The sequence below is a fragment of the Pseudoalteromonas sp. SWXJZ94C genome, assembly GCF_015864385.1.
In the GTDB taxonomy this organism is placed as follows: domain Bacteria; phylum Pseudomonadota; class Gammaproteobacteria; order Enterobacterales; family Alteromonadaceae; genus Pseudoalteromonas.
Window position 1 is genome coordinate 1 of record NZ_JADYXF010000034.1, and the last position, 21,669, is coordinate 21,669.

Below are 21,669 nucleotides of genomic sequence, written 5' to 3' on the forward strand. Positions count from 1 at the left end.
TTGGGATATCGCCAAGCGGTAAGGCACCAGGTTTTGATCCTGGCATTCCCAGGTTCAAATCCTGGTATCCCAGCCAATTTGTTAAATTATCTGATACATATCTTCATTAGAATACTTCTTAATAAACTCTTCTAAATTAATTGGCTTACTAAAATAATATCCTTGTAAATAATCACAGTTCATTGATGTGAGCGTTTCTTGAAGATCTTTATTTTCAATACCCTCTGCTACAACTTTACAATTAAGTCTATTTGCTAAAAATAACGTTGACTCAACAATTGCGTAATTAGCTATTTGTGTCAGCATATCTTTAATAAACGACTGATCTATTTTTATTTGGCTAATTGGCAATTCCCTTAATAACGATAACGAAGAAAACCCAGTACCAAAGTCATCTACACTAAATTCAAAACCTCTGTCATTCAACTTATACATCATGCTACGTGCTGCATCTAAATTCGTCATCATTGCACCTTCGGTAATTTCAAAAATAATAGAATCGCTTAAGGTAGGGTCTAAGTTAATTAACGGCTCCATAAATTCGTAAAAATCTTGGCTCTCTAAATCTCTTGTTGATAAATTAACGTGTAATGAGCCAGCGAATCCGGCACTTTTTAATTTATTTAAATGTTTTATAGTTTCTAGAACCACCCACTTAGATATATTTAAAATATCTCCAGTTTGTTCTGCAATTTTTATAAACACTTCAGGACTGATAAATGAGCCATCACTTTGCGGCCAGCGAATTAATGCCTCAGCGCCATGTATTTCATCAAACTGTGAAGAGAAGATAGGCTGTAAATAAAGTTCGAATTCTTGATTTTTTAAAGCGCTTTTTATTTTGCTCGACATATTAAATAAATCATCGGCTCTTACGCTTAAATCACTAAAATAACTAACAACCTGCTGATGTGTCTTTTTTGCCTCGTGCAATGCTAAATTAGCCTGCTTAAATAGCTCATTTATATGAATACTGTCTGCTGGATAATTACTTACCCCAACTTTTATTTTAACGCGTATAGTTTGCTCAAAAATAGAGAATGGTCTTTCTATTGCTTTATTTATTAATTGAATGCATGAGGTAAGCTTATCTTGAGAAACAGAATTCAATAAAATCCCAAATTCATCACCACCAATTCGATAGAGTTTAGTGATACCCAATAAATTTTGATTTAACGTTTTTGAAAAAATACAAAGTAATGAGTCCCCACAGGTATTACCGTAAGAATCATTAATTCGCTTAAAATTGCTAAGATCGATTAAAAGTAAAATGAAAGGTTCATTGTAATTTATTTTTTTATTGAGGACTTCAAAAAACTTTTTCCGATTAGGAAGGTTTGTTAGGCTATCGTGATCTGCTAAAAATCGCTGATGGTCGGCTGAACGCTCTATTTCTATAATACTTTTAAGGCTAAGCTGGATAATCATGTATACAAATGCACCACCACCAAACAAAATGCAAGATACGCTCAATGTCATAAATGAACTTATATCATTATTAACAAAATAATAGAGTATTCCCCAATACCCTAAAATAAAAAATATAATCAAAACAAGTAACAAACACCAAGCTAAACGGTTCGTTTTTTTACATACCTTTAAGGTTGGTCTTATGCTTACAGTTAGAAGCAATGCCCCTACCATAATCATAAAAATAAATAGATTATCCACATACACTCTTTTAATACAATTCGTTATATATTTATTATGGCTAATAAACCTGATAACGAAATAAAATACATAAAAAAGATGTGATATGTAAAAGAGATACAGAGATAGGATTGACCAGCGCACCAACAAGGATATTTTTAGCGCGCCCTTTTAAATACAGTTTATTGAAAGTAAATTATTAACCCAGTTCTCCGCTAATAGCATACTTTAAGACCCAGTTTTTCAGCGGTCCTGTATTATTAGCCATTTTTAAAAACTGGCTTCGCGCCCATTTTAGTGGTGTAACTTGGTTGGAAAATCCAAAGTAACAGGCATCCATCATGCTCATCATTAATAGATTAGCTTTTCGACGACTGCGCTCATATTCTTTAAGTTTTAACAGACAACCTACATCACTCGTACTTAACAGCACTTCAGCAAGCGCTACAACGTCTTGAAAGCCTAAATTAACGCCCTGCCCTGCAAGCGGGTTAATGGTATGCGCGGCATCACCCACTAATACTAAGCGTCCTTGTGAGTAATTATTGGCATGTTGTCGGGTAAGCGGAAAAACCGCATGGCTTTGTACTTCAAAGTCACCAGCAAGTTCAGGAAATTTATTAAGGATATGTACTTTTAGCTCTGCTGGAGATAACCCTTTAAACTCTTGAAGCGTATTTGCATCGTCGTACCAAATTAAATTAGCGTACGGTGCCTGCATAGGTAAAAATGCTAACGGTCCGGTTGGTGTAAATTGCTGCCATGTTTTAATTTGTTGCGGCGCATCTAACTTAATTAATACACCCATACAATGTTGTTGGTACTGCCAACCAGTAATACCTATATTTGCTTTAGCACGAAGTTGCGACTGTCCACCATCAGCTGCAATAACTAAATCAGCGGTATACGTTTGCTCACCATACACTAGCGTAATTGCATCTGGAGTTTGCTCAATACTTGTAATAGGCACTGATTGTTCAATAACTTCAATGTTGTATTGCTCAAATTGCTGCCACAAACTTGCTTGAATTAAATTATTTTCAATCAAATGACCTAAATGTGTCGTGTTTATATCGGCGCAATCGAACAATAAGTTATCACCACCACGCTCAAACGCCTCGAGCTGTTGATAAGGCGCTATACGGTTTTGCCTTAAAATCGGCATTGCACCTAATTCATCAAGTAAATTTTCTGAAAAGCGATTAATAGCCGACACTCTAATATCAACAATATCACTACTCAAAATTTTTGAAGGGTCAATAAGGTGCTTTTCTATTATGCGTACGGCTTTGCCTTGCTGTGCTAACTTTATAGCCATTGCCGCACCAACCATGCCGCCGCCAACCACTATCACTTTATTTTGAGTCATGTTTTTCATCATTTTATTATTACTTGAGTCTGTTTTGATTGTATCAAAATTAATTTGTTTTATGCCAGAGGATATCCTCAACAGCATATTAAACTGGGTCTGTATTGATTTGAGATCACAAACATGAAAACTATACTTGGATCTGGGCGGGTATCCAGCTAAAATACGCGTCCTTTAAGTGAGCATGCTTGCTCCTTAATCCTGTTTTAAGCACATTTTTGTGCCACTATCGAATTGAACACGAGGCTATATTTCAATGAGTAAAAAGCTGCATATTAAAACCTGGGGTTGTCAGATGAACGAATACGACTCTCAGAAAATGGCTGAACTTTTAGATGCGACCAACGGCTATCAGTTAACTGAAGATGCAACAGATGCCGACGTAATCTTACTCAACACCTGTTCAATTCGTGAAAAAGCACAAGAGAAAGTATTTCACCAATTAGGTCGTTGGAAGTTGTTAAAAGACGACAAGCCAGATTTAATAATTGGCGTAGGTGGTTGTGTTGCTTCGCAAGAAGGTGATTCTATTCGCCAGCGTGCACCATTTGTAGACGTTATTTTTGGTCCGCAAACGCTTCACCGCTTACCTGAAATGATAAAACAAGTACAAGGCAATAAAGGGTCATCGGTTGTAGATATCTCATTCCCAGAGATTGAAAAGTTTGACCGTCTACCAGAACCAAAAGCGGATGGTCCATCTGCGTTTGTATCCATTATGGAAGGTTGCTCTAAATACTGTACTTTTTGTGTTGTACCGTACACTCGTGGCGAAGAAGTTAGCCGCCCAGTAGATGACGTATTACTTGAAATTGCACAGCTGGCTGAGCAAAACGTACGTGAAGTAAACTTACTTGGTCAAAACGTAAATGCATATCGTGGTGACACCCACGATGGCGAAATTTGTTACTTTTCAGATTTAATTCGTCTAATTGCTGCTATTGATGGTATTGACCGTATTCGTTACACCACATCGCACCCGGTAGAATTTACACCAGACATAATCGACGTTTATGCCGATGTACCAGAACTAGTAGATCACTTACATCTACCAGTACAAAGTGGTTCAGACCGTATATTAAATCTAATGAAACGTGGTCATACGGCTATTGAGTACAAATCAACAATTCGTAAATTACGTAAAATTCGTCCTAATTTAAGCATGTCGTCAGACTTCATAATTGGTTTCCCTGGCGAAACACAAACAGACTTTGAAGCGACCATGAAGCTTATTAGCGATATTGGTTTTGATATGAGCTTTAGCTTTATTTACAGTGCTCGCCCAGGTACACCTGCTGCAGATTTACCAGATGACGTAACAGAGCAAGAGAAAAAAGAGCGCCTATACTTACTACAAAACCGTATTACACAAATGGCGCAGCAAATTAGCCGTCAAATGTTCGATACAGAGCAACGTATACTTGTTGAAGGTCCTTCTAAAAAGAACCCGATGGAATTACGTGGTCGTACCGAAAACAACCGTGTAGTAAACTTTGTTGGTCCACATACAGTGATCGGACAGTTTGTTGACGTACGTATTACCGAAGCACTACCTAACTCTTTACGTGGTGATTTAATTCGTACAGAATCAGAAATGAACTTACGACGTGAAATAGCGCCTTCAGATATTTTAACAAAAGCCGCTAGTGCTGCACCAAAACCAGACACAATTAACGAAATTGGCGTTGCTACTTTCGTTCCATAGTCTACATAATTAGAATTTGCGCCAGTTAATACTGGCGCTATGCTATAGGAAGTAATTTTGAGTAATCAATTAAAAACATTAGAGATTTATTTAGAACCTGCCGATAACAAACGCCTTTCTTCATTATGTGGTCCGTTTGACGAAAACATCAAACAAATTGAACGCCATCTGGCTGTTGAAATTATCCACCGCGACAACCTATTTAAAGTCACTGGTAAGTTGCACAATAGCGCTGGCGCTGTAGAAATCTTAAAAAACCTTTATATTGATACTCAACCTGTCCGTGGCGTAATAGGTGAAATAGAACCTGATAGTGTTCATTTAGCCATTACCGAATCAAAAGCCCTAGAGCAAGATGCATCAAGCAGTGCTTACGGCAAAGACATGGTCATAAAAACACGACGTGGTGTAATTAAGCCACGTAACGACAACCAAGGTGTATACGTTGCAAATATTTTGCATCACGATATTACATTTGGTATTGGTCCGGCTGGTACTGGTAAAACATATTTAGCTGTAGCGACTGCCGTTGACGCCCTTGAGCGCCAAGAAATTCGCCGTATATTATTAACTCGCCCAGCTGTAGAAGCAGGTGAAAAGCTTGGCTTTTTACCTGGCGATTTAAGCCAAAAAATAGACCCGTACCTGCGCCCGCTTTACGATGCCCTATTCGAAATGCTTGGTTTTGAGAAAGTAGAAAAACTCATCGAAAAAAATATCATTGAAGTTGCACCGCTTGCTTATATGCGTGGTCGTACTTTAAACGATGCATTTATTATTTTAGATGAAAGCCAAAATACTACTGCCGAGCAAATGAAAATGTTTTTAACCCGTATAGGGTTTAACTCAAAAGCAGTTATTACTGGCGATATTACACAAGTAGACTTACCACGAGGCACACGCTCAGGGCTTCGCCACGCAATGGAAGTACTTGATGGTGTAGACGAAATAAGTTTTAACTACTTTAAAGCCCACGACGTAGTACGCCACCCTGTAGTAGCGCGCATTGTTGAAGCCTATGAGCGAAACGACGAACGCGAGCGACTAAACCGTATTGAAAAGCAAAAAGCGAAAGACCAGCTTGCTGTTCAACAAACGCCTTCGACTAAAGAGTAATACATTGACAACCGAACTTGATTTACAAATAGCGTGCGAGTTTGAAAACTTGCCAAGCGAAGAGCAGTTTGCGTTATGGGCTGACAAAGCACTTAGCCAATACCGTGATGAGTCAGAGCTCAGTATCGTCATAAGCAACGAAGCACAATCGCAGCAGCTAAATAACGATTATCGCGGTAAAAACAAACCAACTAACGTATTATCGTTTGAATTTGAAGCGCCACCGGGAATAGATATTCCTCTCGTGGGTGATTTAATTATTTGCCCAGCTATAGTATTAGCTGAAGCAATTGAGCAAGAGAAGTCATTTCATGACCACTTTGCCCACATGGTCATTCATGGATGCTTGCATTTACTTGGATTTGACCATATAAAGAGTGAAGACGCTTTCGAGATGGAAAGTATAGAAAAGCAATTACTTGCAGAGCTAAACATAGCAGACCCATACCGGGACGATATTTAAAATTAATGGAGCAATTAGACGCAATGAGCGACGGTAACTCGCAATCTAGCCAGGGTTCTTCTGGCAAAACGTGGTTGGGCAGAATAGCCCAAATGTTGCAAGGGGAACCCCAGAATAGAGAAGAGCTGGTCGAAGTAATTGCCGATGCGCAAGAACGAGACGTAATCGATCCCGAAACAAAAGAGATGATAGAAGGTGTGCTCGGAGTGTCTGAGCTTAAAGTGCGAGACATAATGGTACCGCGCTCACAGATGGTCACTCTAGAGATCGACAGCCCGCTTGAAGAGCTAATACCCATGATGGTCCACTCTACCCACTCACGCTTTCCAGTGGTGATTGAAGACAAAGACCACGTAGAAGGTTTTTTACTTGCTAAAGATTTATTGCCATTAATCTTAAACAAAGACGAGCACCTACCATCTGTACGCGATTACCTACGTCCAGCAATGGTAGTACCTGAAAGTAAACGTGTTGATACTCTACTTAACGAATTTCGTCAGCAACGCTACCATATGGCAGTAGTTATTGATGAATACGGCGGCGTATCGGGCTTAGTAACTATTGAAGATATTCTTGAAATTATCGTTGGCGAAATCGAAGATGAGCACGACGAAGAAGAACACGAAGATATTCGTCAATTAGCTAAACACGTTCACGTGGTGCAAGCGCTAACGCCTGTAGATGACTTTAACGAGCATTTTAAAACAGGTTACAGCACACAAGACGCCGATACTATTGGTGGTACTGTACTGCATGCATTTGGTCATATGCCAGGTCGTGGTGAAACTATTGATATAGATGGTTACCAATTTAAAGTAACCAACGCCGACAATCGTCGTATCTTACAACTGCAAGTCACCGTTCCTAAGGTTGATGATAACGACAGTGAAGAATCTGCTAACTAAACTTACCCGATTAGCAAAAGATAAAAAGGCATGGCTCGCACTTGTTGCGGGTCTTGTTTTAACTTTTGGCTATGCCCCTTTTGAAATTTGGCCGATTGCGTTTCTAAGCATTGCCGCCATTACTTTTTGTGTTAACCCCAATAATACCGGTAAATTACATGCAAAAACTGCTGCTAAATATGGTTTTATATTTGGTTTAGGTTGGTTTGGTGCAGGTATAAGCTGGGTGCATGTATCTATTGCCACCTTTGGCGGCATGCCGCTAATAGCGTCACTCTCATTAATGGCTTTATTGTGCTCTTACTTAGCGTTATTCCCCGCACTTGCCTTTTACTTAACAACCCGCTTTGCAAGTGGTCCTAAAAGCTTTGGCGCACTCCTTATTACCAGCTTTGCAATTAGCGAATATTTACGTGGCGTAGTGCTCACCGGTTTCCCGTGGTTAAGTTTTGGTTATACGCAAACCGACGGTCCACTCAGGCTGCTTGCCCCTTATATTGGCGAGTTTGGTCTTACTCTAGTATGTATTGCCATTGGTTTTTCACTTTATCGTTTAACTCAAAAAGATTTTAAAACCCCAACAGTTACCGCAACTGCCGTGGTACTTATTTTTATAGGTGCGCAAAGCACTGGCACCGTACATTACTCAGATAAAAATATGTCAGTGTTGCTCGTGCAAGGCAATATACAGCAACACCTGCGCTTTGATCCAAGCGAGTTTTGGACCACTATGAGCAAATACCAAGACATGACGCGCCCACATTGGGATGCCGACTTAATTGTATGGCCAGAAGCCGCAGTGCCCGAAATAGAAACGCTTGCCGACTCATACTTAGCTGGGCTCGACAGTGCTGCATCGTTTAACAAAACCGCCCTTGTAACTGGTATTGTTGACTACCAGCACGACACTAAAAATATATTCAATACTCTTATTGTTGTAGGTAATAAAGAGCGCAACGACGAGCACGGACATTACCGCTACTTAGGTAAAAACCGCTACCAAAAACACCAATTATTACCGATTGGCGAATTTGTACCATTTCAAGATTTACTGCGCCCTATTGCCCCGTTATTCGATTTACCTATGTCATCGTTTACCCGTGGCGATAAAGTACAGAACAACTTACGTGCTAACGGCTATAACTTACTCCCTGCTATATGTTACGAAATAGCCTTTGCCGACTTAGTACGCGGTAATTACAAAAGCGACTCAGACCTACTCTTTACCGTAAGTAACGATGCATGGTTTGGTGACTCTATTGGCCCCTTGCAACATATGCAAATAGCCCGTATGCGCGCTTTAGAACTTCAACGCCCTCTAGTGCGCGTTACCAACAATGGTGTAAGCGCCGTATACGACCCCATAAGCCACACACAACAAACCATGCCACAGTTTGAAGCTACCACATTGAAAGCCAACATTAAGCTTATAAAAGGCGACAGCGTGTACAGCCAATACGGTAATGTGTTTGTATGGGGATTTGTGTTTTTGCTGGGTGTTGTTGGGTTTGGAGTTAAGTTTAGGAATTAAAAATGGCTAATTACTCATACTTAACTTTAGGTTTTACTAAGCCCTCCTTTAAATAAAACGAATTAATTCTTTATTGGGGGGAAGTGAACTAATTCAGTTTCAGGGAAGTAAGCTCTTTGTATTTCAAGGTATGCTTCATTTGCTTCGCATCTAAATGTACCGAAGTCATTAATAATACTTTCCATTTGATATGTAGCTAACCTAGTAGCAAAATCATTAATTTTTTTTCTGTTAAGATTGATTATACAAGCCTTGATTAGCATTTTTTCTTTACCCTGATCCATCTCTAAATAAAAATCTTTATATTTGATTTCATATTGCTTTAACTCTTCTTCCTTTTCCTCAAGCAAATAATCCAGTCTATGTTCATTTGACTGTTTCTCTTTCAAGCTAGACCTTATCTCCTTTATTTGAGCTATTTGGGCAAATAGGGCAATTTTTTCCTTCATAGGCTTCACAGCACTAACCTTTAATAAATAATACTGGTGGAAAGCCTGAGTAAACTCTAAATGATTATATAGTTCTGCTTGTTTTAACCACTGATTCTTTGTAATAAAAGCAAGTAAAAGAAGACCTACTGTACTAGCAGCGACTATCCAATCAGCTAGAGGCTGAGGTATTAGACTTATAATAATATTAATCTTTGGTAAGTTTATACCGACAATAATTCCTGCAATAAATACAAAACTAATTGCAGTAAAATAAACCCAATTACTACGGTTACAAAAAAATCCTTTTGCGAGTTCCATAAATATCTTAGTCCAATACTAATTTTGATTAACTATTTAAATTCGTGACGTTAACTTTTTATATATTGCATCTTTATCACGCTTACCAATTGCGAGTACATAAACCACTACTTCGTCGTCAATAACTTCGTAAGCTAAGCGATACCCTGCTGTACGCAATTTTATTTTGTAAACATTATCAAAGCCCCGCAATTTAGAGGCTGGCACATGTGGGTTATCTAAGCGCTCAGTAAGCTTCTTTTTAAACTGGCTTTTAAGTGGAGGTGCAAGCTTTCCCCACTCTTTTAGTGCTGCAGGTAAAAATTTTAGCTTATAAGTCATCTATACTAACTTCAACCGCTTGAGATAAATCGCCTCTGCGGCTCTCAACAACTTTAGTTAATTCATAATCATCAAGTTGCTCCATTAGTAGTTCATACATCTCAGCGGGCACTAAATAAGCTGCGGGTTTATTATGATTTAATATGGCTATTGCAGCACCATCTGCTTCATTCAAAAGTGCTGTTGGATTTTTTTTAAGTTCAGAAATACTTGCCGAACAATCAGCTAAAACCTGTCTCATAAAACACCTATAAAGAACTAAATTAAGTACTAATTTTAGACCTTTTTTTATTTAAAGCTACACTTTTTTATAATCTCGTTAGTTTTTATTACTCTTTCACTGCATCTACAACCGTTTCAACGTCCGTTGATTGGTTCAAGTTACCTTTAATAACAACCATAGCCGATCTTTTTGCTCTATTTTTATTTCTTGAATAGCGTTATCGTCTCCAAATAAGTCTATCGCTATCGAAAGTATGGTCAGTGGATTTACAAAAAAATATACCCGCCGTTAATATTTTTAATACTATTCGCCAAAAGTTCTATTCAAGGAGGAGCTTTTTTCTGTGCCGTGATAAAAAGCCATTGCACCTACAAATGCGACTAAAGCAGCACTGAGTATGGTGGCTAAAAAATCAATGCAACATCAAATATAATCGCTAGTGCACGCCGAATTGGCGTAGCTAAAGGCAAGCCCAGTAAAGCACTGTCAATTTTAAAAGCGTAGGGGGTAGCAACTTCTTTGGTTTCAAAATTCGATTATCCTGATTGTTCTACCTCTTTGGCTTTTATTTATATTGTTGTTATTAAAATAGATAACTCGGTTAACTTACGCATTTTATTTTTTCTCTAGGTAAAGCTAAAGTAAATAAACTAATAACAACTCTTAATATTAGGCGAACTAAATGCATTTTATTAACTCATAACATAGCTATTACGATGAGGAATAAGTGTGAATAAAGGGAATGCGTGGCCGTGGGCTATATCGTTATGTATACATAGTGTATTGCTGTACTTATTATTTTCACAAGAGATAAAGGTTAAAGCGCCTCAAACAAAAAAAGACACTGTAATAAGCGCTTATGTAATGGTTAACTTATCAACGCAAACTAAGTTAAGCACCGTTAACACCACCACTAACGCACCTATTATTGAGCCTGCAAAACTAGAAGTAAAAAAAGCACCTGAACCTGTAAGCACTAATAAAACACCTACAACTCAAACACAAGTTATTAAAGTACCTAAACAACGTTACGAAAAATCAAAAGCAACAAAATTAATAAAGCCCACTATTATAGATAAACTTCAAAGTCCTTCCCAAACTACGAATACAAACACGCAAACGTTTAAAACACTTAACCCATATGCGCCAATTTATGGCGCACCTATAAATAACTTAACGCATAAAAAAATGATCACCTTTGGCGAAGCAAGTAACACTGATGATGCAATAGTAGTAACGCCTACAATTAAAACGCCGGTTAAAACACAAAAATCGGAAGTTATTAGCCAAAATACAACTGGCACACGACGATTAGAAAAATTTAATGGTAAATGCTATTTAATTGATACTTCAACCGTATTTGGTAGTAATGGCATGCCTGAAGGCAGCGCGCAGAACTGCCCCGGTGAACAAACTGATGACCAAATATTATTTAATAAAATAATGGATAAGTGGGCTCGTAAAAATAATTAGTTTTAAAGAAGTGAACAAATACGTTGTTAAAACGTATTAGTTATAAGTACTCAACTTACTTAAAGCTAATTAAGAGGCACCAATGACAACCAAACAACTATCATCACTTTTTGTATTTAATGTATTACTTTTAAGCACTGAAGCGAATGCAAACCAGCGCTGGTACGTTGTTAACGACTCAGTAATGGGCGGTGTATCTAATAGCGAAGTAACACAAACTCAAGAAAGTTTGCTTTTTACAGGCAATGTTTCGCTTGATAACAACGGTGGCTTTGCATCAATACGCACAGCGCTAAATACACAAAGCCAAAATACTAAAGGTATAACGCTGCGTGTTAAAGGCGATGGACAAACCTATCAGCTTAGGCTCAGAACAACCAGCTCCCTTGATGGCGCAGCCTATTCCCACTCATTTAAAACAGTAATAAATGAATGGGTAGATATAAACTTTACCCCGAGTGATTTTACTTTAACGTATCGCGGTCGTGTGCTTGAGCAACAGCCTGTTATTGATTTTGATGATATTAAGCAACTAGGCTTTATGATTGCAGGTAAGCAAGAAGGTAAATTTAAACTTGAAGTGGGTAAAATTGAGTTTACAGGGTAACCCACCAGCGTGTGGTGGCGCTAAATAAACTGAACTTTGGTTAAAGGGGTTTTTAATGAAAAGAAAGGCAAATTTACGCGTAAATAGCTGGTCGGTTGTAAGTAAATTAAACACAGTTAATGCTGAAATTACTGCTTGATATAGATTTTATCCTGCGTTTCGGTTAAACAGTGTAGTCGTGATCGCCTCGCCTTTTCATTTCACTAATAACTAATTCAACCATTTGTTGTTTTACTGCTGCTTGCTCTGATTTTAGCTCTCCTAATTGCATCTCTAACATATCTATTTGATCTTGTTGCTGTGTGTTTTTATATTTTTTAGAACCTAGATGCTCAGCATCTAAAATTAAACTCGCATCACTTTTATCTGACTCATTTACTGTCGTGCTTATGATTAAACTACGTTGTGCAGGGCTTTGTTTTAGTTTGTTTATTTGCTCTTGCAGCGCAATAACTCGCCCCGTGAAATGCTTATATACTTTTTCGAGATTTTTATACTGATCGCCAAACGTTGCATTATCTTCACTGTATTGCTGTGCTTTAGTATCTAAAAACTTTGATAGCACATATTTTGGTTCTTCCTCGCTCTTTTCTTCACTCGCTTTTTCAACAGGTAGTTTATCTGATTGCGCTAAAGGTTGAGTATTTGAGCTGTGTACTTGGTATGGAATGGGAGTCGGTGAAATCTTCATTATTTTATCCCTAAAATAGCTTTGTAACTATTATAGGTATCGACCTAGCATTAAAATCCTTGAGCAAACTTTAATGTTAGCTAAAAGCAAAAAGCCCCACTTTATTAAAGTAGGGCTTAAAACTAACTCGTTTGCTTACTTAGTGCTTTGGTTATCTTGTGAGAGCGCAATAAGTGCAAGCGCCGCATTTAGGCGAGTATTTAAATTATTATAAATAGTCATTCCAAACACACCAATAATACAAACTATTAAACCCATTTGTAGGTTAACGCTCATCTCTAGTAAAAAAACAGCTGCAACTAGTAAGCATACCGCTAATGCATAAATAATAGATTGAAAGGTAAAGTTAATATCACCCTTGGCTATTTTAAGTAATTCGTCTTTATTCATAATTTACTTCCTTGTTATTTAATCACTAAGACTCAATTGCCAGTAACTCTACTTCAAAAATAAGTACTGAGGCAGGAGGAATACTCCCTACCCGTTTTTCGCCGTACGCTAATTGATACGGTACATAAAAGGTATATTTATCGCCTGGGCTCATTAGTTGTAAGCCTTCGGTCCAACCTTTAATAACTTGGTGCAAACCAAAGCTAATAGGTGTTTTACGCTCTACTGAGCTGTCAAACACAGTGCCGTCGATTAGTGTGCCGTGGTAATGCACGTTAACCATGCTTGTTGGGCTTGGTGTGTTTTCGCTTTCGCTTTTATGTATTACTTTATACTGCAAGCCTGAAGTGGTTTCGACTACGCCCTCTACCTTTGCGTTAGCGGCTAAGTAATCTGCACCTATTTGTGCGTTTATACCTGCTTGTTGCTTTGCTTTTTTACTATTTTGAAATATTAAAAAACAAAAAATGGCGATAACCACCGCCAAAATTATATTGATCATAATTAACCTTTTTCGTTATCTAGCTCTTCGTCTTTTTCATCATCGCCATTTACTATGTCGGCAATTTCTTTAAGGCGAGCAAGTGCAATACCGTTTACTGAGCTTTTTGGGTACTGGTCATCAATTATATCGCCCGCTTCTATATCCATTAGCAAGTTAAGTGCTTGGTCTACGGTTTCTACTGCGTAAATATTAAATTTACCGCTCTCTACTGCATTAAGTATTTCGTCATCAAGCACTAGGTTAACTTGGTTTGATTTAGGAATAATAACGCCTTGCGTACCGGTTAAGCCACGCATTTTACACAGCTTAAAAAAGCCTTCTATTTTTTCATTTACGCCACCAATGGCTTGCACATCACCATGTTGGTTTATAGAACCCGTGAGCGCTATTGATTGGCTAATAGGTAGGCTTGTAATAGACGAAATAAGTGCACAAAGCTCTGCTAAAGATGCGCTATCGCCATCTATGTAGCCGTAACTTTGCTCTATGGCAATATTAGCACTAAGCGTTAAACTAAACTGCTGAGCGTATTTGTTACCTAAATAACCGGTAAGTAACATAACCCCTTTAGAGTGAATTGCTTTGCCTAATTCAACTTCGCGTTCAACGTCTATAACGCCATCGGCGCCCGCATAAACAGTCGCGGTAATACGCGCTGGTGTTCCAAATGAGGTGTCGCCAATATGTAATACCGTTAAGCCATTCACTTTACCAATAGCTTGACCGCTGGTTGCAATAAGTGTGTGACCTTCTTTTATGTCACTAAGCATGTTTTCGCTAATTTGCCCGGTACGATATTGCTTACCTTCAATAGCTTCATTAATATGGTGTGCATCTATAACGGTTAAGTTATCTTGTTTAGCGTAGTAACTTGCCTCAGCAACAAGTTCTAGCACATCGGCAAAGCGAGCCGATAGTTTATTGTGGTGCTCAGCTTGGCGGTAGCTAAACTTAAGTAAACGCACCATAGCGGCTTGCGTTGCTGTGCACTTTAAAGTTTGCTCGCAATACTCAGTAACTTTAGTAATAAACTGGTACTGCAATTTATCGCTACTTGGTAAGTAGTAGTCAAAATCGGCAAGTACTCTAAACAGCTCTGCAAATTCCTCGTCGTATTCACCTATGGTGTAATACAACTCGCGTGAGCCTAATAAAACAATTTTCACATCAAGTGGGATCAGTTGTGGTCGAAGTGTAAAACTTGTTCCTACTGTGCTGTCTTGATACGGTAAATCATTTTTTATTTGATGTGTTTTTAACGCAAGTTTTAAACCATCCCACACTTGTGGGTTAGCCATTATTTTTTCGGCATCCATAATTAAGTAACCGCCATTAGCGCGATGCAATGCACCAGGCTGAACTGAGCGGTAACTCGTAATTAACGTACCTTGCGATGTAGCATATTCAATTTTACCAAATATATTACCAAAGGTTGGATTTGGCTCATACACCACTGGCGCTGCGTCGTCTTCTTTAAATTCAACTAATATATTAGGAGCAAAAAAGTCGGTAAGCATGCCTTTGCGGTCAAAATCTTCTTTGTTGTCTTCGCTTTCATCTTCATCATCTAGCCATTCAAGCACGGCATCAATAATTTCAACGCGTATATCTTTTAAATAGCGCAGTACACCAATATGCGTGGCATATTTATGTTCTAAGTCTTTTAAAAGTGGCTTAGTGGCTTGCTCTGCGGTCGATTTTTTAAGATTACGAAGTTTTTCTTTAGATTCGCGTTTCCAACGAGGCAATTCTATTAGCGCTTCTATTAATGCATCTTCTAGTTTTTCTATTTTTTCAAAAAACTCTTCGCGTAATGTTTCTTCAAGCTCGCCAAATTCGCTGTCGCTTAGCTGTTTTCCATCAACAAGTGGTGCAAAGCCTACTGAGCTTTTTTCTTCTACTAGTGCAACGCTTTGTTCAAGTGCAGCTATTTCAACAGCGGTAATTGCGCTGTCGTAGGCATCGTTAAACTCGCGGTCTATCGACTTTTTTTTGCGCTGGTATGCTGGGTTATCAAAAGCAGCCGGAAATGTGTCTAGCACTTCATCTAAAAATGAATCTATGTCGTCAGATAATTGCTTGCTCTGGCCTGGTTGCATAAATAGTGCAATAGGCTCGCGATGATCGTCGTAATTATTTACGTACAACCATTCATTAGGCGTGGGTCTGTCTTTTGCGTGTTGCTTGAGCTTATCTTTTACAAGCGTAAAACGACCATGTGCAGCCTCCCCCATTACATAAACGTTATAACCAGGAAGTTCCATACCTAATGAAAAGTCGAGCGCACTTTGGGCACGTTGTTGCCCTATAAAAGTAAGTTGCTCTGGATACGGATTACTCATACACGTGTTTACATGATTAGTAGAAATACTCGGTGCGAGTGCAGATACGGATAATGGCAGCAATTTTTTCGTCATTCTAACTTCTTTGTTTACCAGCATATTCGCTAGCTTTTAAACGTATTAAGTGGCTTATAGCCACTTAATACTAATATTTAGGGTTGCAAAGCCTTACGGCTAAACTGCGTTCCATCACACTCTATGCAAGGTGTTATTTGCGTAGCGTGATAAATGTCGTGGCTATGTCTGCAATTCTTACATACTAATGTGCCCATGGCTATCCATTCGCCCACGTGATACACACCATTTTGCTTAATATCTTGGCTTAACGATTGCCACTCAAGCTGTGTTTTGTCTTCTATGTTCGAAAGCTCAAACCAAAGAGACTCTTTAAGCTCTTGCCATGCAAGTGAATTGTAATAAGATTCGTGCTCTACAATATGCTCAATATCATGCTTTAAGTAACTTTTGTAGAGCTCATACCTTTCTTGACTTAAATCTTTAATTGCCCGCTCAGATTCAACAAATCCGGTAACAACGTCTTTCACGCCATTATTTTTTACATCTTTTAGCCAATCAGTAAAGTCACTAAGCCATGTTTTGTAATCAGTCATTTTTTACTCCTTCAAAATTGCTGTTAAATCAGTCTGTAACTTATGTATTTAGCTAACCACACTATAAAAAAGCAGGTTAACCTGCACTGAAAGTTACAATTTAATAAAAGCATGTTTTTGACGCTGTGAATAGTGTTTTATTTGGGGTATCCTAATGGCAATTTTTTATTAGTTTGCAAGAAGTCTGGAACCATAGATGCAAGAGCAATATAACCCGCAAGATATAGAGTCAAAAGTACAAAGCTACTGGGAAGAAAACCAGGTATTTAAAGTCACTGAAGATGAGAGCAAAGAAAAGTATTACTGCCTTTCTATGTTCCCTTATCCGAGTGGTCGACTGCATATGGGTCATGTGCGTAACTACACTATTGGTGATGTTGTTTCTCGTTTCCAGCGCCTGCAAGGCAAAAACGTAATGCAACCTATGGGTTGGGACGCGTTTGGTTTACCTGCAGAAAACGCTGCTATTAAAAACAAGACAGCCCCTGCAAAGTGGACTTACGAGAATATTGATTACATGCGCAACCAACTTAAGCAATTAGGTTTTGGTTATGACTGGGATCGCGAAATTGCGACGTGTCATCCTGAATATTATAAGTGGGAACAGTGGTTTTTTACTAAGCTTTACGAAAAAGGCTTAGTGTATAAAAAAATGTCGACTGTTAACTGGGATCCAGTGGATCAAACTGTACTTGCTAACGAACAAGTTATTGACGGTCGTGGTTGGCGTTCAGGCGCTGTGGTTGAACAAAAAGAAATTCCACAGTGGTTTATTAAAATTACCGACTACGCACAAGAGCTATTAGACGATTTAGACAAGCTTGAAGATTGGCCAGAGCAAGTTAAAACCATGCAGCGCAACTGGATTGGCCGCTCTGAAGGGTGCGACATTGAATTTAAACGCACTGATAACAACGAAACATTTAGCGTATACACAACACGCCCAGATACCTTTATGGGTGTTACGTATGTTGCTGTTGCCGGTGGTCACCCTATTGCACAAGAAGCCGCTAAAAATAGCGACGCTATTGCGATGTTTGTTGAAGAATGCAAAAACACCAAAGTAGCCGAAGCAGATATGGCAACAATGGAGAAAAAAGGCATTGCAACAGGCTTTTACGCAACTCACCCATTAACGGGCGAGCAAGTACCAATTTGGGTAGCTAACTTTGTATTAATGCATTACGGCTCAGGCGCTGTGATGGCAGTACCTGCACATGACCAACGCGATTTTGAATTTGCAACGGCTTACGGTCTTGACATAAAACAAGTAATTGCACCTGCTGAAGGTTCAGACCTTGAAGTAAACCTAGATAAAGAAGCATTCACTGACAAAGGTGTGCTTGTAAATTCTGGTGAATTTAACGGACTTGATTTTGAAGCTGGTTTTAAAGCGATTGCCGATAAATTAGAAGCACTCGGTGTTGGTGAGCGTAAAGTAAACTTCCGCTTACGTGACTGGGGTGTTAGTCGCCAACGTTATTGGGGTTCTCCAATTCCAATGCTTAGCGATGAAGACGGTAAAGAACTTGCGGCTACTGAAGATATGCTACCAGTTCGCTTACCAGAAGATGTGGTAATGAACGGTGTAACATCACCACTTAAAGCAGACCCAGAATGGGCTAAAACAACAGTTAATGGCGCACCTGCGTTTCACGAAACTGATACGTTTGACACATTTATGGAGTCGTCTTGGTATTACGCTCGTTACTGTAGCCCACGATACGATGAAGGCATGCTAGACCCGGCTGCTGCTAACTACTGGTTACCAGTAAACCAATACATTGGTGGTATTGAGCACGCTATTTTACATTTATTGTACTCGCGCTTTTTCCATAAATTATTACGTGACTTTGGTTTAGTTAATTCAGACGAGCCGTTTGACCGCTTACTTTGTCAAGGTATGGTACTTGCTGAAACATTTTATCGTAAAGATGAAAAAGGCGGCGACATTTGGATTTCGCCAACTGATGTAAACACCGAAACCGACGAAAAAGGCCGCGTTACTAAAGCATGGCATAAGGAAGACGGCGAGCCGGTATTCTCATCAGGTATGAGTAAAATGTCTAAGTCTAAAAACAACGGTATAGACCCACAACATGTAATTGCCCAGTACGGTGCAGATACAGTGCGTTTATTCATGATGTTTACAGCACCACCAGAGCAAACGCTTGAATGGTCAGACTCAGGCGTTGAAGGCGCGCATCGTTTCTTAAAACGTGTTTGGAAATACGCGGTAGACGTTAAAACAGTAGGTTACCAAGCACTTGATAAATCAGCGCTAACTAATCCACAAAAAGTACTACGTCGCGACTTACACAAAGCAATTGCTAAAGTGACTGATGATGTTGAACGTCGTCAAACCTTTAACACCGCTATTGCAGCTATTATGGAGCTTTCTAATAAGTTATTAAAAGCACCATTAAGCGACAAACAAGATGTAGCGATCGCTAACGAAGCACTTGAAGCATTAGTTATTATGCTTGCACCTATTACTCCGCATTTATCGCATGAGCTTTGGAAAGAGCTTGGTAAAAAAGGCGAGATTTTAGATGCTGCATGGCCAAAAGTTGACGAGTCGGCACTTGTTGAAGATGAAAAACTTATCATCGTACAAGTAAACGGCAAGCTTCGCGCTAAGCTAACTGTGGCAGCAGATGCAACCCAAGAGCAAGTAGAAGCCCTTGCGTTTGCAGAATCTAACGTAACTAAATTTACTGACGGTGCAACCATTCGTAAGGTTATTTACGTACCTGGTAAATTACTTAATGTGGTAGCTAACTAATATGGGCGCATTTAACGCCATTAAAAACGGACTAGCCTTAGTGCTAGTCTGCTTTTTGTTATCGAGCTGTGGGTTTCATTTAAAAAAAGCCTCTAGCCTGCCTGATAACCTTAAGCAACTTACCCTTGTGGGTGACGATGAAAAGTCAGCCTTGTTTGAAGATCTTAAAAGCGAGCTAAAAGCAAGTAATGTAGAACTAAAAGCACCCGCTCACAATATGGCGCAATTGTACTTACGTAGAGAAACAGTTGAACGTCAAACGTTATCGTTGTTTCAAAATGGTCAGGTTGCTGAATACGAACTTGCTTATGGTGTGTCTTACATAGTTAAACGCCCAGGTGAAGACGCAATAGAAAAACGCTTTGAGCTTTACCGTAACTATCAAGATGATCCAGATCATGCACTTGCTAAAGCAAAAGAACTTGAGTTACTTATTACTGAAATTCGTCAGCAAGCGAGTCGCCGTATTGTTAGAGAGCTGTCGCAACTATAATGCGCTGCTACGCTAATCAATTATCGAGCGAGTTAAATAAAGGGTTAAAACCCTTTTATTTAGTGTTCGGCGAAGAGCCATTTCAAGAAGCCCAATGCGTACAACAAATTCGTGACGTTGCTAAGCAACAAGGATTTGATGAGGTAATTAAGTTTACCTTAATGCAAGGCTTTGATTGGCAAGAAATTATAGCTCAATACCAAAGTATGTCGTTATTTAGCGCACGTACTATTATTGAGCTTGATTTAAACCAACAAAAACCAGGCGTTATTGGCAGCAACACCTTTAAAAAAGTTGTTGAGCTGGTAAACCCAGATACTATCCTCATTATTAAAGGTGCTAAAGCCAGCCAAGAAGTACAACGTGGCGCTTGGTTTAAAGCCCTTGATAAACTCGGCGTATTTGTACCTTGCTACCCACTTACAGGCTCCCATGTAAAACGATGGCTAGACGAGCAATGCCAACGTTTATCACTTAATATGCAAAACGATGCAAAACTAAGCTTAATAAATGCGACTGAAGGTAATTTGCTAGCGTGTTTTCAGGAACTCGAAAAGCTCTCGTTATTACATGGCGATGCGTTAATTACTCAGCAATTAGTGATGCAAGGGTTATTAAATCAAGCAAAGTTTGATATTTTTGATTTAAGTGATGCACTGTTAAATGGTCATGCTAAACAAGCTATAAAAGTATTAAATAAACTAGCTAGCGATAATACCGAAGTAGTAAGTATTTTATGGGCTATAACCAAAGAGCTCAATACACTTATCAGTGTGCAACTTGGTTTATTAAATGGTGAGCCAATTGCTAATTTGTTTAAGCAAAAAGCAATTTGGAAAAATCAGCAAGGTCCCGTGCAAAACGCAATTAACCGTTTAAGCATAAATACACTTGAACAAATAAATAGTGAAGTAGCTTTGTTTGATGCCAGTTATAAACAAGGTAACTTAATTGCTCCTTATCAAGCGCTCGCTCATATTTGTATTAAGTTTTGTCAACCGCTCGATATCCCTATGCCGTGCCACGCGGTTAATTAATAAAAGCTAATGGGTGTTAAATGATTGCAATTTTTGGTGGCACTTTTGACCCAGTGCATTCTGGTCATATAAACATGGCGTTGCAATGTGTTAAAACATTTAATTTAAACACGCTTTATTTTATGCCTTGTGCACTCCCCGCTCATAAAGCAGCACCTGGCATTAGTACGCAGCATCGTATCGGTATGCTAAATGCAGCTATTGCACCTTATTCGTATTTTGAACTCGATTTAAGAGAACTTAACCGAACAGGTCCATCTTATTCGTTACTAAGTTTGCAAGAACTTCGTAAAGAAAACCCCACTACTCCCATTTTATTTTTAATTGGTATGGACTCATTTAACAACCTCGATAAATGGTTTGAGTGGCAAGCAATAACGCAGCTTTGTCATATAGTTGTTTATCAGCGCCCAGCACAACATTGTAATGTAACGGGTGACCTTGAAAATTACATGCAACAATCAAAAACAGATGAAATAACAGTACTTGAGCAAACTCTTGCTGGAAAACTTTATTTTTTATCCGGTGAAACGCATGATGCGGCCTCTAGTACCATTCGCAAGCAGCTAAAAAAAAGTAATAAAAAGAATGAACTATTACCCGATGCAGTGAGTCATTACATAGAAGTGCATCAGCTCTATCAAATTGATGCTTAAAAACCCTTAGCGTGTTAAAATGCGCGCCATTAAATTTTTAAATTGAG

General features: G+C 38.9%; 21 protein-coding genes and 1 tRNA gene. 12 read left to right on the forward strand and 10 right to left on the reverse strand.

From position 1 onward, the window contains the following. Position 1: 1 nt before the first annotated feature. Positions 2 to 76: transfer RNA gene (locus I6F65_RS14640), tRNA-Gln, on the forward strand. Between the two features lie 5 nt (positions 77 to 81). Here I6F65_RS14640 and I6F65_RS14645 read toward each other — a convergent pair. Both I6F65_RS14645 and I6F65_RS14650 read right to left on the reverse strand, forming a co-directional pair. After that, entirely contained in the window at positions 82 to 1,479 is a 1,398-nt protein-coding gene (locus I6F65_RS14645) for a bifunctional diguanylate cyclase/phosphodiesterase (RefSeq protein ID WP_231613202.1), read from the reverse strand. Positions 1,480 to 1,849: 370 nt separating this feature from the next. Then, on the reverse strand, positions 1,850 to 3,031 hold the full coding sequence (locus I6F65_RS14650) for an FAD-dependent monooxygenase (protein ID WP_197113568.1): 1,182 nt from the start codon (positions 3,029 to 3,031) through the stop codon (positions 1,850 to 1,852). A gap of 244 nt (positions 3,032 to 3,275) precedes the next feature. On the opposite strand from I6F65_RS14650, the gene miaB reads away from it, so the two are divergent. From miaB to lnt, 5 genes are read left to right on the forward strand one after another with little or no spacing between them, the layout of a single operon-like run. Next, a complete protein-coding gene (miaB, locus tag I6F65_RS14655) occupies positions 3,276 to 4,724 on the forward strand; it encodes a tRNA (N6-isopentenyl adenosine(37)-C2)-methylthiotransferase MiaB (protein ID WP_024610063.1) in 1,449 nt (482 codons plus the stop codon). Positions 4,725 to 4,781: 57 nt separating this feature from the next. Then, positions 4,782 to 5,840 (forward strand): PhoH family protein, encoded by a 1,059-nt coding sequence (locus I6F65_RS14660; RefSeq protein ID WP_197113569.1) that lies wholly within the window; start codon positions 4,782 to 4,784, stop codon positions 5,838 to 5,840. Positions 5,841 to 5,844: 4 nt separating this feature from the next. Beyond that, positions 5,845 to 6,303 carry an rRNA maturation RNase YbeY gene (ybeY, locus tag I6F65_RS14665; protein ID WP_197113570.1) on the forward strand — a complete coding sequence of 153 codons (459 nt, stop codon included), beginning with the start codon at positions 5,845 to 5,847 and terminating at the stop codon, positions 6,301 to 6,303. Positions 6,304 to 6,326: 23 nt separating this feature from the next. After that, positions 6,327 to 7,208 carry a CNNM family magnesium/cobalt transport protein CorC gene (gene corC, locus I6F65_RS14670; protein WP_024610060.1) on the forward strand — a complete coding sequence of 294 codons (882 nt, stop codon included), beginning with the start codon at positions 6,327 to 6,329 and terminating at the stop codon, positions 7,206 to 7,208. Then, a complete protein-coding gene (gene lnt, locus I6F65_RS14675; RefSeq protein ID WP_197113571.1) occupies positions 7,189 to 8,739 on the forward strand; it encodes an apolipoprotein N-acyltransferase in 1,551 nt (516 codons plus the stop codon). Before corC ends, lnt begins: the two co-directional genes overlap by 20 nt. A gap of 62 nt (positions 8,740 to 8,801) precedes the next feature. Here the strand turns inward: lnt and I6F65_RS14680 are convergent, their stop codons facing one another. Genes I6F65_RS14680 through I6F65_RS14690 form a run of 3 tightly spaced genes read right to left on the reverse strand, consistent with a single transcriptional unit; the run spans position 8,802 to position 10,050 of the window. Continuing rightward, on the reverse strand, positions 8,802 to 9,488 hold the full coding sequence (locus I6F65_RS14680) for a hypothetical protein (RefSeq protein WP_197113572.1): 687 nt from the start codon (positions 9,486 to 9,488) through the stop codon (positions 8,802 to 8,804). 36 nt (positions 9,489 to 9,524) lie between these two features. Next, positions 9,525 to 9,809 (reverse strand): type II toxin-antitoxin system RelE/ParE family toxin, encoded by a 285-nt coding sequence (locus I6F65_RS14685; RefSeq protein WP_197113574.1) that lies wholly within the window; start codon positions 9,807 to 9,809, stop codon positions 9,525 to 9,527. Continuing rightward, positions 9,799 to 10,050: a type II toxin-antitoxin system Phd/YefM family antitoxin gene (locus tag I6F65_RS14690; RefSeq protein WP_197113577.1), complete on the reverse strand. Its 252-nt coding sequence runs from the start codon at positions 10,048 to 10,050 to the stop codon at positions 9,799 to 9,801. Before I6F65_RS14690 ends, I6F65_RS14685 begins: the two co-directional genes overlap by 11 nt. A 711-nt stretch (positions 10,051 to 10,761) precedes the next feature. On the opposite strand from I6F65_RS14690, the gene I6F65_RS14695 reads away from it, so the two are divergent. Beyond that, complete coding sequence (locus I6F65_RS14695; RefSeq protein WP_197113580.1) at positions 10,762 to 11,505, forward strand: hypothetical protein; 744 nt, start codon at positions 10,762 to 10,764, stop codon at positions 11,503 to 11,505. Between the two features lie 82 nt (positions 11,506 to 11,587). After that, on the forward strand, positions 11,588 to 12,112 hold the full coding sequence (locus tag I6F65_RS14700; RefSeq protein ID WP_197113583.1) for a CIA30 family protein: 525 nt from the start codon (positions 11,588 to 11,590) through the stop codon (positions 12,110 to 12,112). A gap of 163 nt (positions 12,113 to 12,275) precedes the next feature. Here the strand turns inward: I6F65_RS14700 and I6F65_RS14705 are convergent, their stop codons facing one another. The 5 genes from I6F65_RS14705 to I6F65_RS14725 form a co-directional block, all read right to left on the reverse strand. Continuing rightward, positions 12,276 to 12,803, reverse strand: a complete 528-nt coding sequence (locus tag I6F65_RS14705) for a hypothetical protein (protein ID WP_197113586.1) — start codon at positions 12,801 to 12,803, stop codon at positions 12,276 to 12,278. Positions 12,804 to 12,938: 135 nt separating this feature from the next. Beyond that, a complete protein-coding gene (locus tag I6F65_RS14710) occupies positions 12,939 to 13,193 on the reverse strand; it encodes a hypothetical protein (protein WP_197113589.1) in 255 nt (84 codons plus the stop codon). A gap of 25 nt (positions 13,194 to 13,218) precedes the next feature. After that, on the reverse strand, positions 13,219 to 13,695 hold the full coding sequence (locus I6F65_RS14715) for an FKBP-type peptidyl-prolyl cis-trans isomerase (protein WP_197113592.1): 477 nt from the start codon (positions 13,693 to 13,695) through the stop codon (positions 13,219 to 13,221). Between the two features lie 2 nt (positions 13,696 to 13,697). Then, the gene (locus tag I6F65_RS14720; protein WP_231613204.1) at positions 13,698 to 16,115 is read right to left on the reverse strand and encodes a Lon protease family protein; all 2,418 of its coding nucleotides are present in this window, start codon (positions 16,113 to 16,115) and stop codon (positions 13,698 to 13,700) included. Positions 16,116 to 16,192: 77 nt separating this feature from the next. After that, positions 16,193 to 16,651, reverse strand: a complete 459-nt coding sequence (locus tag I6F65_RS14725) for a hypothetical protein (RefSeq protein ID WP_024610959.1) — start codon at positions 16,649 to 16,651, stop codon at positions 16,193 to 16,195. Between the two features lie 196 nt (positions 16,652 to 16,847). Here I6F65_RS14725 and leuS point away from each other — a divergent pair, with 196 nt between their 5' ends. The 4 genes from leuS to nadD are packed head-to-tail and all read left to right on the forward strand — an operon-like array spanning position 16,848 to position 21,622. Then, complete coding sequence (gene leuS / locus I6F65_RS14730; RefSeq protein WP_024610960.1) at positions 16,848 to 19,436, forward strand: leucine--tRNA ligase; 2,589 nt, start codon at positions 16,848 to 16,850, stop codon at positions 19,434 to 19,436. 1 nt (position 19,437) lies between these two features. Next, the gene (gene lptE / locus I6F65_RS14735) at positions 19,438 to 19,929 is read left to right on the forward strand and encodes an LPS assembly lipoprotein LptE (protein ID WP_024610961.1); all 492 of its coding nucleotides are present in this window, start codon (positions 19,438 to 19,440) and stop codon (positions 19,927 to 19,929) included. Continuing rightward, a complete protein-coding gene (gene holA, locus I6F65_RS14740) occupies positions 19,929 to 20,966 on the forward strand; it encodes a DNA polymerase III subunit delta (RefSeq protein WP_166111160.1) in 1,038 nt (345 codons plus the stop codon). Before lptE ends, holA begins: the two co-directional genes overlap by 1 nt. A gap of 20 nt (positions 20,967 to 20,986) precedes the next feature. After that, positions 20,987 to 21,622 carry a nicotinate-nucleotide adenylyltransferase gene (gene nadD / locus I6F65_RS14745; protein WP_166111157.1) on the forward strand — a complete coding sequence of 212 codons (636 nt, stop codon included), beginning with the start codon at positions 20,987 to 20,989 and terminating at the stop codon, positions 21,620 to 21,622. The last annotated feature ends 47 nt before the right edge of the window (positions 21,623 to 21,669 follow it).